This window comes from Martinezella paranaensis, from assembly GCF_014200235.1.
Lineage (GTDB): Bacteria > Pseudomonadota > Alphaproteobacteria > Rhizobiales > Rhizobiaceae > Rhizobium > Rhizobium paranaense.
The window spans coordinates 18,967-33,066 of record NZ_JACHBI010000026.1; the positions used below are offsets into that span (position 1 = coordinate 18,967).

12 protein-coding genes are annotated in these 14,100 nt (G+C 60.9%); 7 read left to right on the plus strand and 5 right to left on the minus strand.

Going from position 1 to position 14,100, the window contains the following annotated elements; translation table 11 throughout:
* Positions 1-678 precede the first annotated feature (678 nt).
* The gene (locus GGD50_RS31380; protein ID WP_183941092.1) at positions 679-2,460 is read left to right on the plus strand and encodes a competence protein CoiA family protein; all 1,782 of its coding nucleotides are present in this window, start codon (positions 679-681) and stop codon (positions 2,458-2,460) included.
* A 171-nt stretch (positions 2,461-2,631) separates the two neighbouring features.
* Here the strand turns inward: GGD50_RS31380 and GGD50_RS31385 are convergent, their stop codons facing one another.
* The 3 genes from GGD50_RS31385 to GGD50_RS31395 form a co-directional block, all read right to left on the minus strand.
* Positions 2,632-3,636, minus strand: coding sequence for a nucleotidyl transferase AbiEii/AbiGii toxin family protein (locus GGD50_RS31385; RefSeq protein ID WP_183941094.1), 1,005 nt, complete (start codon positions 3,634-3,636; stop codon positions 2,632-2,634).
* Positions 3,629-4,222, minus strand: coding sequence for a DUF6088 family protein (locus tag GGD50_RS31390; RefSeq protein ID WP_183941096.1), 594 nt, complete (start codon positions 4,220-4,222; stop codon positions 3,629-3,631). Before GGD50_RS31390 ends, GGD50_RS31385 begins: the two co-directional genes overlap by 8 nt.
* Before the next feature lie 136 nt (positions 4,223-4,358).
* Positions 4,359-4,565, minus strand: a complete 207-nt coding sequence (locus GGD50_RS31395; protein ID WP_183941098.1) for a hypothetical protein — start codon at positions 4,563-4,565, stop codon at positions 4,359-4,361.
* Positions 4,566-4,634: 69 nt separating this feature from the next.
* On the opposite strand from GGD50_RS31395, the gene GGD50_RS31400 reads away from it, so the two are divergent.
* The 3 genes from GGD50_RS31400 to GGD50_RS31410 all read left to right on the plus strand — a co-directional run bounded on the left by GGD50_RS31400 (position 4,635) and on the right by GGD50_RS31410 (position 6,701).
* Complete coding sequence (locus GGD50_RS31400) at positions 4,635-4,922, plus strand: hypothetical protein (protein WP_183941100.1); 288 nt, start codon at positions 4,635-4,637, stop codon at positions 4,920-4,922.
* A gap of 263 nt (positions 4,923-5,185) precedes the next feature.
* The gene (locus GGD50_RS31405; RefSeq protein WP_183941102.1) at positions 5,186-6,274 is read left to right on the plus strand and encodes a ParB/RepB/Spo0J family partition protein; all 1,089 of its coding nucleotides are present in this window, start codon (positions 5,186-5,188) and stop codon (positions 6,272-6,274) included.
* A complete protein-coding gene (locus GGD50_RS31410) occupies positions 6,204-6,701 on the plus strand; it encodes an SOS response-associated peptidase family protein (RefSeq protein ID WP_183941104.1) in 498 nt (165 codons plus the stop codon). The genes GGD50_RS31405 and GGD50_RS31410 overlap by 71 nt, the downstream gene beginning before the upstream one ends.
* On the opposite strand, the gene dinB is transcribed toward GGD50_RS31410, so the two are convergent.
* Both dinB and GGD50_RS31420 read right to left on the minus strand, forming a co-directional pair.
* A complete protein-coding gene (gene dinB / locus GGD50_RS31415; protein ID WP_183941106.1) occupies positions 6,698-7,789 on the minus strand; it encodes a DNA polymerase IV in 1,092 nt (363 codons plus the stop codon). The genes GGD50_RS31410 and dinB overlap by 4 nt on opposite strands.
* A complete protein-coding gene (locus tag GGD50_RS31420) occupies positions 7,786-8,052 on the minus strand; it encodes a hypothetical protein (RefSeq protein ID WP_183941107.1) in 267 nt (88 codons plus the stop codon). Before GGD50_RS31420 ends, dinB begins: the two co-directional genes overlap by 4 nt.
* 173 nt (positions 8,053-8,225) lie before the next feature.
* Here GGD50_RS31420 and GGD50_RS31425 point away from each other — a divergent pair, with 173 nt between their 5' ends.
* From GGD50_RS31425 to GGD50_RS31435, 3 genes are read left to right on the plus strand one after another with little or no spacing between them, the layout of a single operon-like run.
* Positions 8,226-8,987, plus strand: coding sequence for an ImuA family protein (locus GGD50_RS31425; protein WP_183941109.1), 762 nt, complete (start codon positions 8,226-8,228; stop codon positions 8,985-8,987).
* Positions 8,908-10,422: a Y-family DNA polymerase gene (locus tag GGD50_RS31430; protein WP_183941111.1), complete on the plus strand. Its 1,515-nt coding sequence runs from the start codon at positions 8,908-8,910 to the stop codon at positions 10,420-10,422. The genes GGD50_RS31425 and GGD50_RS31430 overlap by 80 nt, the downstream gene beginning before the upstream one ends.
* Complete coding sequence (locus GGD50_RS31435; protein WP_183941117.1) at positions 10,422-13,685, plus strand: error-prone DNA polymerase; 3,264 nt, start codon at positions 10,422-10,424, stop codon at positions 13,683-13,685. Before GGD50_RS31430 ends, GGD50_RS31435 begins: the two co-directional genes overlap by 1 nt.
* Positions 13,686-14,100 lie beyond the last annotated feature (415 nt).

Consider the following 14,100-nt stretch of genomic DNA (forward strand, 5'->3'; position numbering starts at 1 on the left):
AGGTTCCGCACTGACTAATCCTGTTTAAGTTATTGAGGATACTATGTTTTCTAAACGTCGCCCGCTGGGATGGGCAGATCCTGTTCTCGTGCAAATATCAATCTAGGTGCCAAAACACGACCTGGAATCTCAAATTAACTGCTAAATCTCAAATATTATACCCTGCTTATCTCCTTGAAATGGGTGCAGGCAGAGTCTCACGATTAAATGCAAAACGACAGCCGCCTCAAACAATCCCTTCAGGATCCTGGATCATTTTGGGCTGCTTGAGGAATATGTTGAAGGATACCCCACGAGGCCCCGGAAGCCCTACAAGTAATGTCTTGATTGATTACGAGATCGACGGCGTCAAATCGATGTTTCGCATAAGCGGGGCATGCTGAGCTTCCTCGGCTCAGGGAAACCGTAAGGCTCGTGCACCAGCGGCAGCCGCCGATTGCCGGTGGACTTCCTCGCTTGCGACATCTCATAAGGCATCTCGACATTCGGCAACAGTCGTCATCAATTTCTCAATGCCTTAGTGCGATAAGATCTGCAGGGTCGTCCGTTCAAATCCTTTTCAATTGCGTGCAATGTTTTTGAAGGACTTAGATTCTATTGAATTTTTCGAGCAATGGCTGGAACGCCGATTTTGACAATTTATTGCTCCTTCGCGGCGACAACATGGAATAGCGACCGATGGTGCAGCTTGCGTTTGGCTCACATCCGACCCGAGGTCTCATTCATATTTCCCAGGCTGAGCGCGGCTCCCTATGCGCGTGTACTTGCCCGGATTGCGGACGAACCCTCGTTGCGAAGAAGGGAAAAAACGCCCATCACTTCGCCCATAACGGCGACCGAGAGGGCGGTATAGATCTCGACTGCGGCGGCGGCGGTCAGATGACAGCCTTGCATCAATTCGCGCGTGACATTTTCCTGCGTCGCGGTGCGGTCACTCTTCCAGAGGCAGCCATCGATGGCAGTATCGCTATCCGCAGCGAGGAAATAGCCGTCGTTGATGCGAGGACAGAGTTGCTCATGGAAGGCTTGCAGCCCGACGTTCATTTTTCGCGATCGGGTCGCCCTTGCCTCATAGAAATTGCGGTCACCCATGAGATTGGTGCCGTCAAAGCCGCGATAATTCGCCGGCAGAAGCTTGAGACATTCGAAATCAAGCTGGATAGGTTGCTCGATCAAAAGCCCCTGGACAGTGTGGCTGAAGACTATGTCCGCCATCTCGCCCCGCGCCAGTGGATTTTCAATGCCGCCTTCGAGTCAGAAAAGCAGCGGATGCTGGCATGCTCAGGCATTCCTGAACGGGGCCAACAGGTTTTGGGGCCTAGTGCCGCAGAATATGCTCGTCTCTATGATGAGGCTGAAATGCGCGCAAAGCGTCCGGTCGGTCCCGCGATCAAGAGTCGAAAGGCGGCCATTGCATCCTATTTAAATGACCCTAACAAGACATTTGGGGGGTATTTCACCATCTCGCCGGAAGACTGGCGCGCCTTTATCCTCCTGGACTGTCTAGGCAGACATCCTGTATCCCTGCAGCAGATCATGGACCGCTTGCGGCAAAACCAATACCTCGACAGGGCGCTGGCAGGTCTCGTTGTTGATGCGGACGATGCGAGGGCTGCGGGACTACCTACCCGAAAGGCGGAATCCTGCGTTTTCTCATATTTGACATGGCTGGAGGGGATGGACGCCGCCGTGGCACTTCGGGGCGGATGGTGTCGTCTCATCGACGTCCCCGAGTATAGGCCGGGCGCCGCTCTTCACACGGGGCCGAGAACAGACAGACACGCAGCGGTCGACAAACGGTGCGCTGGGGTGCAGTCGATATTGGACCGGATCGCCAGGCATCTCCATGGCGAGGAGAGGCGGAAGTTCGAGGAAGGTATCGAGGCTTGGTGGCATACGCGTTTGTTAGGGCGAGACACACCAATCGACATCATTAAGGGGGGCAATATCACCCGACTCCTGCAGCGGCTAGAAAAACTGGAAAAGGCACTGGCTTCTGAAAAGCCAGCGATTGACGACGCGGTAAAACTTCCCTTGGAATCCACATTGGACCGTCTTTGGAGGGAAGAGAAGGCGCGAGGCCCTGAGCGCGTCGAGACGTTGAAAGAAAAAGCGATCGCGCAGCTGGGCGACGTGATCGGGCCGATTTGGCTCGAAATGGTCGTTGACGGATCGGGGAACCGAACGGCGCAGCAATTGGCCTCCGAGTCTGATTCCAGCCTTGACTATGCATTGAAGGCCCTGGCGAGTCGTTCGACGCTTCACGCGGATCGCTCTCGGAAATATCTGGAAGATTGGGCAAAAAGAGAATACGGCGATGGCGGGGTCGGCTTCATCAAGCTGCACCATCCGAAACTGCCGCTCAGAACCACGCCTTTAAACCACTGCTTTGATATGGCCAGCTTTGAAGAGATGAAGGCGTTTGTCATCGAATTCTACGGCAAAAAGATTCGCCGGTAGTTGTTTGTTCATGATGACGGTGGAGTCATTGCCCTCGCAAGGGCGTCGATGTCTCTCGGCCGATCCTCGCCATGACGCGAGGCCAATCCCGGCAAGGGTGACAGGCGCGATCACAAGCACTGAATGCCGGTGAAGCTATTCGCCTCTATTCTCCAGTCCCGAGGTGCCCGCTCAGTTGGCGCGCACCTCAATTTCCGCACATCGCTCGATCAGGTGCTCGAACGGCTCGGAATCGCCGAGCAGCAAACCGTCGTCGACCATGCGCGCATAATCTTCGCCGAGCGCGCGCAGACCTTCTCCGGACGGTGTCAGAACAAGATTGCCGTTGACGGCAGCGGCGTAGTCGATCGGCGAGCGATCGGCCGCCTTTTCCGCAAAGAACATGGATTTGTGTTTCGCCACGGCATTGGCAAGCTGCCGATCGGCGAATGCTTTGTCCGCAAAACCGGCGTCATCCAGCCGAACGACATCATGCCAATGGCGGGCAAACCGATCGCCGCGGAGGCGCTCCTGCAGGCAGAAGACATGGATCGCGGTCGCTTTCTCCCAGAATGTCCGCTCGGCGTGCATGACGCGGGGGCTTGCTTTTGGAAATTCGACACCATCGACCTGCCCCGAGGCGTCGCAGCACACATCGCGGATACTGGCGGGTTCGCCGGTCGATCGTGCTCCGAATTCGAGCATGACGCTCGGGGCGACATAGCCGGATCCGCTGCTCACCGCTTCATAGTCGAGGTAGAGCGTATCGTCCTCCAGGCGGATTGCCGCCGGAAGAGATTGATCGCGCAACGCGCCGGCGATCACCGGCTCCACCGAGTCCGCCACCCAGACCGGAAGCCGCTTTCGCACCTCACTGGTCCACCGTTTCTCCTCGCTGCGGGTTTTCGGCAGTGCTTCGTCATTGTCGCCGACCAAGTCCGGCGCCAGGGCGCGGATATCGTAGGTCAGGTCGACATCCTCGGAGAACCGTTTGATGACCCCATAGGCTTTCGAAAGCGAGGTGCCGCCCTTGAAGACGAGATGCTCGCCAAGCCTGGAGGAAAAGAGCGTCTGCAGCGTCCAGACGACCCAGATATCCTTTTCGAGCAGATGAATGGGCCGTCCGGTGCGGTCGGCTGCCACGGCCAAGGCTTCGCGCCGGTCATCCTTTGACAAGGTCAGGAACTGATCAGCCATGCGCAGCCTTTCCCACGCTTCTTGCAAGCCAGGTCGGGAACTGCGGAGCCGCAGCCACCAGCTCGCCGAACGCGTCTGGCGGCAGCTTTCGCTTGATCCGCGATAGTGCTTCATCGGCCTTTTCTGGCCCAAGCCAAGCGAGCGCACGGACCGCCACGCCGGCGGGCCGATCGGCCAAGGTCAGTTGCCAGCGAGGCACATGCCTGAGCTCGACCGTCTGCTGTCCGAGGTTCATCGTCCGGCTCCTGCCGGATGTCAGGTAGACGGAGCGGACCGGGACCTGGGTGGTCAGGCCCAGGGCATTCGCAGCGGCGGCGCCGTTTGAGACGATAACCTCGCCGCGTTGCTGCGCCACGGCCTCCACCGCCTGTTCGACCGTCGGCGGCCGGCTGCCAAAACGGCTTTTGACGGGCCGCATATAGATGCCGCGGCCGGCCCGGACGAGTTCGCCGCGCTCGGCCAGTCGCGACAGGGCCTGGTCCAGGGCGGCACGATTTCCGAGATGCAAAAAGCTCTTTGCCGAAAGCGCGGATCCTTCCGGCAGTCGTTCAGCATGGCCCATGATTTGTGACGTCAGCTTTTGCATGGCATTTCTCCTGTCAGAAATATAAGCGAGTTTCTGACAGTTTGCAACAAAAGGAGAAGAGCGGAGGACCGGGACCTCACTGACCAAAATTTATATCGAAATATTGGTCAGTAGCCCGCCTATCGCCCACCCAGCGCTACTCGTCTATCAGGCCGTCAAACACTTCCAACATCGCATCGCTGATGGCCTTGCCGAGCGCGGCCGCAGTGTTCGCCAACGCCTCCTCGTTCATATCGCGGGCGGCCATGGCAAAAGCAGCGCCCTCGGACGTTACGATTTCCCGTGCCCGCTCGATTGCCCATAGGGCGAAGTCACTACGGTTGCTGATCTCCACGGTTTCCATGTCGTCTCCTGATTCTTGTTCCGGGGACGGCTTATACCGATTTGCCGGACAATGCAGACTGGAGAGTTCGTGCTCCGCCCGGAAACGAGTGACCAGCAGTTCGATTGCTTCTTGAGCGCATCCCTATGGGAGCGTGCTCTATTGCGCCGCACCTTGTCTCCACTTCGCTCTGACCAGGCACTGTTCCACCGAACCCCGAAGCGGGTTTCGGCCCATGCGGGTCACGATCACATTGCGCCGCTCGCCAAGGCAGGCCTGGACGAGATGGAGGGGGCGCTGGTGCGCCCGCTTCCACAAGGAGCATCCGCCGCGAGGCGGATGCGCTTCTGCACCGTGACATTGCCGCTCATACGATAGGGCGCAGATCAGGCCAATGGGCAAGCGCGCCCGAGGGCGCTGTCGGCCGTCGAAAAAATAGGCTTTCAACGCTCCGCGCCGAACCTTCCGATTTTTCCCCCGTCCGACCCATGACCGGCTCCGCGCCCTACCGGGAGCGGGCTTACGCCCCCTCCCTTCGTCCCGAGGACGTGCGGGCACGTCCTTCGGACCAAAGGAAGAAGGCTTCGCCCACAGCGGGTTTTGAAGACCCGACCAAACGGGAAAATCAGGAGATTGAAGCCATGACGACCAATGTCATCATTGAATTGAACAAGCTGGACGCCGACCCCAGAAACGTCCGCAAGACATACGATCCGGCAAAGATTGCCGATCTCGCCGCCAATATCGACGCGGAAGGGGTTCTGCAAAACCTTGTCGTGCGCGCTGGCGAAAAGCGCGGCCGCTATTTCGTGACCGCAGGCGAACGTCGGAGAAAGGCGCTGCTGCTTTTGGTGGAGCAGGGCAAGATCGCAAAGAACCATCCGGTCGAATGCAAGGTGCGCGATGGCGCGAAGGCCACCGAAACCAGCCTGTCGGAAAACGCCTTTCGCGAGGACATGCACCCGGTCGACCAGTTCGAGGCTTTCTCGGTCATGGCGGACGGGGGGAAGTCCATAGCCGACATTGCCGCCCATTTCAGCGTCACCGAAATCATCGTGCGCCGCCGTCTGGCGCTGGCGAAGGTATCGCCCAAGCTGCTTGAGCTTCACCGCGAAGGGGCAATGACCTTCGACCAGCTTTCCGCCTTCACGGTTTGCGATGACCATGAGCGACAGGAACAGGTCTGGGACAATATGCCGGGCTGGGACCGTCACGCCAACCGGATCAAGTCCAATCTCGTGACCGGCGAGGTTGCCAGCACTGACCGGCGCGTAAGGCTGATCGGTGGGCTGGACGCCTATGAACAGGCAGGCGGTGCCGTGCGCCGCGATCTCTTCGATGAGCAGGGCGGCGGCTACGTGCTTGATGTCGCACTGCTCGACAGGCTCGCTTCGCAGCAACTGGACGACGTTGCCGCGCCCTTTCGTGAGCAGGGCTGGAAATGGGTTGAGACTGCATTCGCCCGCCCGGACTGGATTTTCAATATTCCGCGCATCTACCCCGAAGAGGTCGAACTTTCAGCCGAGGATCAGGCCGACTACGACGCGCTCGTGAGCGAACGCGACGATCTGGCCGAAGTGATCGACCGTGATGACGCCGACGAGAGTGCCCCCTTACAGGTTGGTTGCTTCGAAAAGTCGTTCCTGATATGTTCTATCTATGGTGAGCGCGAAGGTTTTCCAGTCCGACGCCCCGCTCAACGAGCGCCGCGTCATCATAAGACGCCATGACGGCGATGTGGAGATGGTGGAGCTGCCATGGGGGCTGCGTCCCCGCGACGGCGGCCCGCGCGCCGTCAACGTCGTCCGATCGGAAGGACGGACCTTTCCGACCCACCGCTGCCTGATCCCAGCCTCGGATTTTCGCCTCAAAAGCTTCAGCTTCTCGTTCGCCAACGGCGACTGGTTCTATTTCGCCGGGATCTGGCGTCCGGCGGCTGATGATTGGCCGGAAGCCTATGCCATCCTGACCATCGAGGCGAATGCCGATATCGCGCCGTTCCACGATCGGCAGATGGCGGTGCTGACACGCGACCAACGTATGGCCTGGCTCGACGGATTTCTCCCCGAAGAGGAAATCCTGCAACCACTGCCGGCGGGGACGTTCCGGATCAAGCGTCACGCCGGCGCGCCTGCCCAGCCGATACTGGCGGTTTAAAGAGCCAACCGCAGCTGCGGCTCCGTTCCGGAGCTCCGCCGCTCCAGCGACGACAGCGAGACACCGAGCAGGCGAATGCCCTTTCGCGGCGGAAAGATCGGCGCCAGCAGAAGGCTGACGATCTCTTCCAGGTCGGCGATGGCCGGCAGAGGTGCGGGAACCGTCTTACTGCGGGTGATCTGGTTGAAGTCGGCATATTTGACCTTGAGGGTCACCGTCTTGGCGCCGATCCCATTGGCCTCGCAATAACTCCACACCTTTTCGATCAACGGCTGAAGCCCTTCACGGGCCGGGTCGTAAGCATGGAGGTCTTGTGAGAAGGTATCTTCGGCGCCGACGGATTTGCGCACCCGGTTCGGTTTGACCTGGCGCTCGTCGATGCCGCGAGCAATGCCGTAAAAATATGGCCCCGACTTCCCGAAATGTTCGACCAGGAACTCGAGTGTCTGCTGCTTGAGATCGGCGCCGCTGTCGATCCCAAGCCGGTGCATCTTTTCGGCGGTCGCGGGGCCGACGCCGTGGAATTTCTTGACGGGGAGGGCTTCGACGAAGGCCGGCCCGTTCTTCGGTGTAATCACGGCCTGGCCGTTGGGCTTGTTGAGGTCGCTCGCCATCTTGGCGAGGAACTTGTTGTAGGAAATCCCGGCCGAGGCATTGAGGCCGGTGATCTGCTTGATTTTGGCTCGGATCTCCAGCGCGATCTCGGTGGCGATCTCCATGCCCTTGAGATTATGCGTGACATCGAGATAGGCCTCGTCGAGTGACAGCGGCTCGATCAGCGGCGTGTATTCGGCGAAGATCTCGCGGATCTGCTGCGACACCGCCTTGTAGACATCGAAGCGCGGCGGCACGAAAATCAGATCGGGGCATTTTCTCTTCGCGGTCACCGACGGCATCGCCGAGTGGACACCATAGGCGCGCGCCTCGTAGCTCGCCGCCGCCACCACGCCGCGGGCGGCCGATCCGCCGACGGCGATCGGTTTGCCGCGCAAGTCCGGATTATCGCGCTGCTCGACCGACGCGTAAAAGGCGTCCATGTCGACATGGACGATCTTGCGCGGCCGCTCGTGACCTTCATCGTTTGTCATGACTGGCTTCCATCAGGAGCATCTATGTCGCCCAGACATGGGAAGTGCGCGCCGCATTTGTCACCTTCCGGCGTTTGCATGCGCTCGCAGCCCATAGCCATCCGACGGCGAAGGATCGCGAAGCTCACACCGGCACCGAACGCTTTCACCAACAGCTTGCGCTCGATCGCGCCATGGCGGTCACATCGCCGACAGATGAATTCGACAACCGGCTCACGATAATCCTTCAGTCTCAGATCACTCAACAGGTCCGGTCGGGCCATGCGAAAAAATTCCTAACTCGGCCATCGGATTGAATCCGTTCATGGAATCCACCAGGCCCGCATCCGCGCTCAACTTCAGCGCGTCGGGCGCACATTGACTCGTTTTTGCTTTGAGAACAAATAAAGAACATATCGCCTCTTCTCAAGTCAAAACGGGTGCCGTGAAGGAGATCATGACTACATCAGTCGCCACTTCGAATGCCGTTCTCGACGAGTTGCGCGAGAAAATCGCCAGCCTGGAAGGGACCGGCCTGCGCCATCGCAACGTCCTGCCGTTCGGCGTTAGTGAGATCGATGCGCAGCTGCCGGGAGGTGGGCTCGCCTATGGCGCGCTGCATGAAGTCGCCGGCGGCGGCAACGGCGCGATCGACGGGGCGGCCGCTGCACTCTTCATCGGCGGCATCGCGGCGCGCACCACCGGCAAGGTCGTCTGGTGCCTGACGCGCTTCGATCTGTTCTTTCCGGCACTTGCTCAGGCAGGACTTCATCCTGATCGCGTCATCTTCGTCGAGTGCGACAAAGAAGAGACGGTGCTCGCAAGTTTCGAAGAGGCCTTGCGCTATGGCGGCCTTGGCGCTGTGGTCGCCGAACTGGTGCGCCTGCCGATGACGGCGTCGCGCCGGCTGCAGCTCGCGGCGGAAAAATCCGGTTCATTGGGCCTGGTGATCCGCCGCTGGCGGCGCCAGACGGAAGCCTCCGATTTCGGCATGCCGACGGCCGCGGCAACCCGCTGGCGGATCTCGGTGCTGCCGTCCGAGCCGCTGCCCGTTCCGGGCGTCGGCCGCGCGCGCTGGCTGGCAGAGCTGATGCGGGTGAGGGCAGGCGAGGGAGGAGAATTTATTATCGGAGCATGTGATGGCCAGGGTCGTATCTGTCTTTCTTCCGACACTGCCGACCGACCGGATCAGGCGCGCCGATCCTTCGCTCTCCCCTGATACGCCCCTGGTGGTCATCGCCAGGAGCGGCTCCAAGCGATGGGTTGCGGCGGCCGACCGGTCAGCGCTCAAACTTGGCCTGCGTGTCGGCATGCCGGCCGCCAAGGCGCAGGCGCTGGTGCAGGGTTTGACGATGATCGACGCCAATCCGGCGGCCGACCTTGCGACACTCGAACGGCTGACATTGTGGGCCTTGTCTCAGTATTCTCCGGTGGTCGCCATGGATCCTCCTGATGGTATCGTCATGGATACCGAAGGCGCCGATCACCTGCAGGGCGGCGAGGACCTGATGCTCTCCGGTCTCGTCAACCGTTTCCGCGGTCGCGGTCTTGCAGCGCGAGCGGCGATCGCCGACAGCTGGGGCGCCGCACATGCGCTCGCCCGCTCCACCGATCGCGAGACGGTCGTCATTCCGCGCGGCGGGACTGCCAAGGCTATGGACCGCTTGCCGTTGTCGTCGCTGCGACTGCCGGCCGAGATCGTCGGAAGTCTCCGCACCCTCGGCTTTACCACCGTCGGTGATCTTGCCGGCACACCGCGGGCGCCGTTGACGCTGCGTTTCGGGGCGGAAATTGGTCGGCGTCTCGACCAGATGTTCGGCCGGCTCGCCGAGCCGATCGATCCGATCCGGCCGGCCGATCTCGTCGAGGTGCAAAAATCCTTTGCCGAACCGATCGGCGCACCGGAGACTATCGAGAAATATGTGAGCCGCCTGGTGCGGCAGCTCTGTCTGGAGCTCGAAAAGCGCGGACTTGGCGTGCGGCGCGCCGACCTCATCATCCACCGCGTCGACAACAGCCTTCAGTCACTCCGAGCCGGAACGGCCAAGCCCGTCCGCGACATCGCCTGGCTGACAAAACTCTTCCGCGATCGTATCGAAAAGATCGAGCCCGGCTTCGGCATCGAAAAGCTGAGCCTCGCCGCCATCATCGCCGAACCGCTTGCTGACATACAGTCGGCTTCCTCATTGATCGAAGAGCAGGTGACCGATGTGACGCCGCTGATCGACGTGCTTGGCAATCGCGGCGGCCAGCGGATTTTCCGTGTCGCGCCGGTCGCGAGCGACGTCCCCGAGCGCAGCGTCCAGCGGATTGCGCCGACGGCCGACGAGGTCGGCGCCACCTGGCCGCTCCATTGGCCGCGGCCGTCTCGGCTGCAGGCGCATCCGGAAGCGATCGAGGTGATTGCGCTCTTACCCGATCATCCACCGGTCTCCTTTACCTGGCGCGGCAAGCGGCGCCGGGTGAAGTGCGCCGACGGCCCAGAGCGCATCTTCGGCGAGTGGTGGCAACGCAGCTCCGAATGGGTCGCCGTGCGCGACTACTTCGTCGTCGAGGATGATGCTGGCGAGCGCTTCTGGATTTTCCGATCCGGTGATGGGGTCGACGCGGAAACCGGATCACGCAAATGGTTCCTGCATGGGGTGTTTGCCTGATGCGCTACGCCGAACTGCAGGTCACCACGCATTTCTCGTTCCTCCGCGGCGCAAGCTCGGCGGAAGAACTGTTTGCGACCGCCAAGCTGATGGGCATCGAGGCGCTCGGCGTCGTCGACCGCAACAGCCTGGCCGGCATCGTCCGGGCGCTGGAAGCCTCGCGCGCCACCGGCCTGCGGCTGGTCGTCGGTTGTCGGCTCGATTTGGCTGACGGCATGTCGATCCTCGTCTACCCCACCGACCGCGCCGCCTATTCGCGGCTGACCCGGCTGCTGACCTTGGGCAAGGGCAGGGGCGGAAAGGCAAAGTGCATCCTGCATCTTGATGATGTGGCGCACTATTGCAAGGGACTGATCGGCATCCTGGTGCCGGACTTGGCCGACGAGGTCTGCGCGGTGCAGCTCCGGAAGATGGCGGAAATCTTTGGCGACCGCGCCTATGTCTCGCTCTGCCTGCGCCGTCGACCCAATGATCAACTGCGGCTGCATGAGCTGTCGAACCTGGCGGTCAAGCACCGGGTGAAGACCGTGATCACCAACGATGTGCTGTTCCATGAGCCCGGCCGGCGGCAGCTGCACGATGTCGTCACCTGCATCCGCACCGGCACCACCATCGACGCTGTCGGCTTCGAGCGTGAGCGACATGCGGATCGGTTTTTGAAGCCGCCCGAAGAGATAGCGCGTCTGTTTCCCCGCTACCCGGAAGCGCTGGCGCGGACGATGGAAATCGTCGAGCGCTGCAGATTCAATCTGGAAGAGCTCGTCTACCAGTATCCCGAGGAAGTGTTGATCCCTGGCATGACCGCCCAACAGTCGCTGGAGCACTACACCTGGGAAGGCGTCAGAACGCGATATCCTGAAGGGCTGCCGGCGCATGTCGAGAAGACGATCCGTCATGAACTGACGCTGATTGAGACGATGAAATACGCCCCCTATTTTTTGACGGTCTTCTCGATCGTCCGGTTTGCCCGATCGCAGGACATTCTCTGCCAGGGCAGGGGATCGGCTGCCAATTCTGCCGTCTGCTATGTGCTCGGCATCACCTCGATCGACCCCGATACCAACGACCTGCTCTTTGAACGCTTCGTTTCCCAGGAGCGCGACGAGCCGCCCGACATCGATGTCGATTTCGAACACGAAAGGCGGGAGGAGGTGATCCAATGGATCTACAAGACCTACGGCCATTACAAGGCAGCGCTGTGCTCGACGGTGACCCGCTATCGCGCCAAGGGCGCCATTCGCGACGTCGGCAAGGCGTTCGGCCTGCCCGAGGATCTGATCAAGGCGCTTTCCTCCGGCATCTGGTCTTGGTCGGAAACGGTCGGCGAGAGCCAAGTGCGCGCCCTCGGCCTCAATCCGGAGGATCGTCGTCTCGCCTTGACCTTGCGGCTTGCCCAGCAGTTGATGGGAGCACCGCGGCATCTTGGCCAACATCCCGGCGGCTTCGTCCTGACGCATGACAGGCTGGATCATCTCGTGCCGATCGAACCGGCGGCGATGGCCGATCGCCAGGTGATCGAATGGGACAAGGACGACGTCGAGGCGCTCAAGATGATGAAGGTCGACGTGCTGGCGCTCGGCATGCTGACCTGCATGGCCAAGGCCTTTGCCCTCATCGGCCAGCATAAACACCAAGCGCTCGACCTCGCCACCATCCCGCAGGAGGATCCCGCGACCTATGCGATGATCCGCAGGGCCGACACTTTGGGAACGTTTCAGATCGAATCCCGTGCCCAGATGTCGATGCTGCCGCGGATGAAACCGGAAACCTTCTACGACCTCGTTATTCAGGTGGCGATCGTCCGTCCCGGACCGATCCAGGGCGATATGGCCCATCCCTATTTGCGCCGGCGCGAAGGCAAGGAGAAGGTCGAATATCCGACGCCGGAACTGGAAGCGGTCCTCCACAAGACGCTGGGCGTGCCACTGTTTCAGGAGTCGGCCATGAAGGTGGCGATGGTCTGTGCGGGGTTTACCGGCGGCGAAGCCGACCAGCTCCGGAAATCAATGGCGACCTTCAAGTTCACGGGTGGAGTTTCCCGCTTCAAGGACAAGCTCGTCTCCGGGATGATCAAACACGGCTATTCGCCGGAATTCGCTGAAAAGACGTTTTCGCAGCTCGAAGGTTTTGGCTCCTATGGCTTTCCCGAAAGCCATGCCGCTTCCTTCGCGCTGATCGCCTATGCCTCAAACTACGTGAAATGCCATTTTCCGGATGTCTTCTGCGCAGCACTGTTGAACTCGCAGCCGATGGGCTTTTATGCGCCGGCACAGATCGTTTCCGACGCGAGAAAGCACGGCGTCGAGGTCCGTCCGGTCTGCATCAACCGCTCGCGTTGGGACTGCACGCTCGAGGAGGTGGACGGCACAAGCCGGCATGCGGTGCGGCTTGGCATGCGTTTGGTACACGGGTTGGCGACTGCCGACGCAGCGCGCATCGTCGCTGCACACGCCGACGAGCCCTTCGCATCGGTGGACGATATGTGGCGGCGGTCTGGGGTCCCGGTTGCCTCACTCGTCGAGCTGGCGCAAGCGGACGCGTTCCTGCCGTCATTGCGGCTCGAACGACGCGATGCGCTCTGGGCGATCAAGGCGCTACGCGACGAGCCGCTGCCATTGTTTACGGCCGCAGCCGAACGCGAGGCGCGGGCGATTGCCGAGCAGCAGGAGCCGGGAGTCGAGCTCAGGCAGATGACCGACGGGCACAATGTCGTCGAAGATTACAGCCACGTCGGGCTGACACTGCGCGAGCACCCTTTGCGATTTATGCGGGCCGATCTTACCAAACGCCGGATCGTCACCTGTACCGAAGCGATGACGGCACGCGACGGCCAGTGGCTGATGGCGGCCGGCCTGGTGCTGGTGCGCCAGCGGCCGGGATCGGCGAAGGGCGTCATGTTCATCACCATCGAGGACGAGACCGGCATAGCCAATGTCGTCGTCTGGCCGAAACTGTTCGAGCGCTCCCGCCGCGTAGTGCTCGGCGCCAGCATGATGGCGATCAACGGCAGGATCCAGCGGGAAGGCGAGGTGGTTCACCTGGTCGCCCAGCAGCTCTTCGATCTATCGGCGGATTTGTCAGGGCTTGCCGGGCGCGACGGTGCGTTCCATCTGCCGACCGGCCGCGGCGATGAGTTTGCCCATGGCTCTCCGGGAAGTCCGGATTCGCGCGAAAAGGCGCCTTCAGGGGTTCGGGCGAGGGATCTATTCGTGCCGGATCTTCATATCGACACGCTGAAGATCAAGAGCAGGAATTTTCAGTAGAGTGGCTGTTTGCTGATTGCTGCGATCGTGGGGCGGTTGGTTCGATCCCGTTAGGGCGGGCACGTCATAGCGTCACGCTCAGGCCTCGGCCAACGCCGATCGGAGCATGAAAATCGCGAGGGTTTCGCCATTCCCTCCGTCAGGGCACCTATCGGCCAAAGCGACCACCGGTTGGTTGGATCATGGCGGTAGCGAAGGTGGCAACTACCTCCGCCGGAGAAATAGCGAGATCTAGGGCGCGCGTAGCAGTCAAAATTGGCGGCTAACCGAACCGAAATTCCCGGTCGCGCCCGTGTACGGGCAACCACCCGCGCGATTTCTGTCAAGCGAATCGAGGAATTGACCCCTCTGCCGAATTGAAGAACTGACCCCCTCATTGGTTTGCAGTTTCGTTGGTTTCAAGCGCCGCTCCGGC

Bases quoted from the DNA above. Each gene is read 5' to 3' on its own strand.
- GGD50_RS31380 (WP_183941092.1), top strand. From the start codon at position 679: ATGGTGCAGCTTGCGTTTGGCTCACATCCGACCCGAGGTCTCATTCAT.
- GGD50_RS31385 (WP_183941094.1), bottom strand. From the start codon at position 3,636: ATGGCTGATCAGTTCCTGACCTTGTCAAAGGATGACCGGCGCGAAGCC.
- GGD50_RS31390 (WP_183941096.1), bottom strand. From the start codon at position 4,222: ATGCAAAAGCTGACGTCACAAATCATGGGCCATGCTGAACGACTGCCG.
- GGD50_RS31395 (WP_183941098.1), bottom strand. From the start codon at position 4,565: ATGGAAACCGTGGAGATCAGCAACCGTAGTGACTTCGCCCTATGGGCA.
- GGD50_RS31405 (WP_183941102.1), top strand. From the start codon at position 5,186: ATGACGACCAATGTCATCATTGAATTGAACAAGCTGGACGCCGACCCC.
- GGD50_RS31410 (WP_183941104.1), top strand. From the start codon at position 6,204: ATGGTGAGCGCGAAGGTTTTCCAGTCCGACGCCCCGCTCAACGAGCGC.
- dinB (WP_183941106.1), bottom strand. From the start codon at position 7,789: ATGACAAACGATGAAGGTCACGAGCGGCCGCGCAAGATCGTCCATGTC.
- GGD50_RS31420 (WP_183941107.1), bottom strand. From the start codon at position 8,052: ATGGCCCGACCGGACCTGTTGAGTGATCTGAGACTGAAGGATTATCGT.
- GGD50_RS31425 (WP_183941109.1), top strand. From the start codon at position 8,226: ATGACTACATCAGTCGCCACTTCGAATGCCGTTCTCGACGAGTTGCGC.
- GGD50_RS31430 (WP_183941111.1), top strand. From the start codon at position 8,908: ATGGCCAGGGTCGTATCTGTCTTTCTTCCGACACTGCCGACCGACCGG.
- GGD50_RS31435 (WP_183941117.1), top strand. From the start codon at position 10,422: ATGCGCTACGCCGAACTGCAGGTCACCACGCATTTCTCGTTCCTCCGC.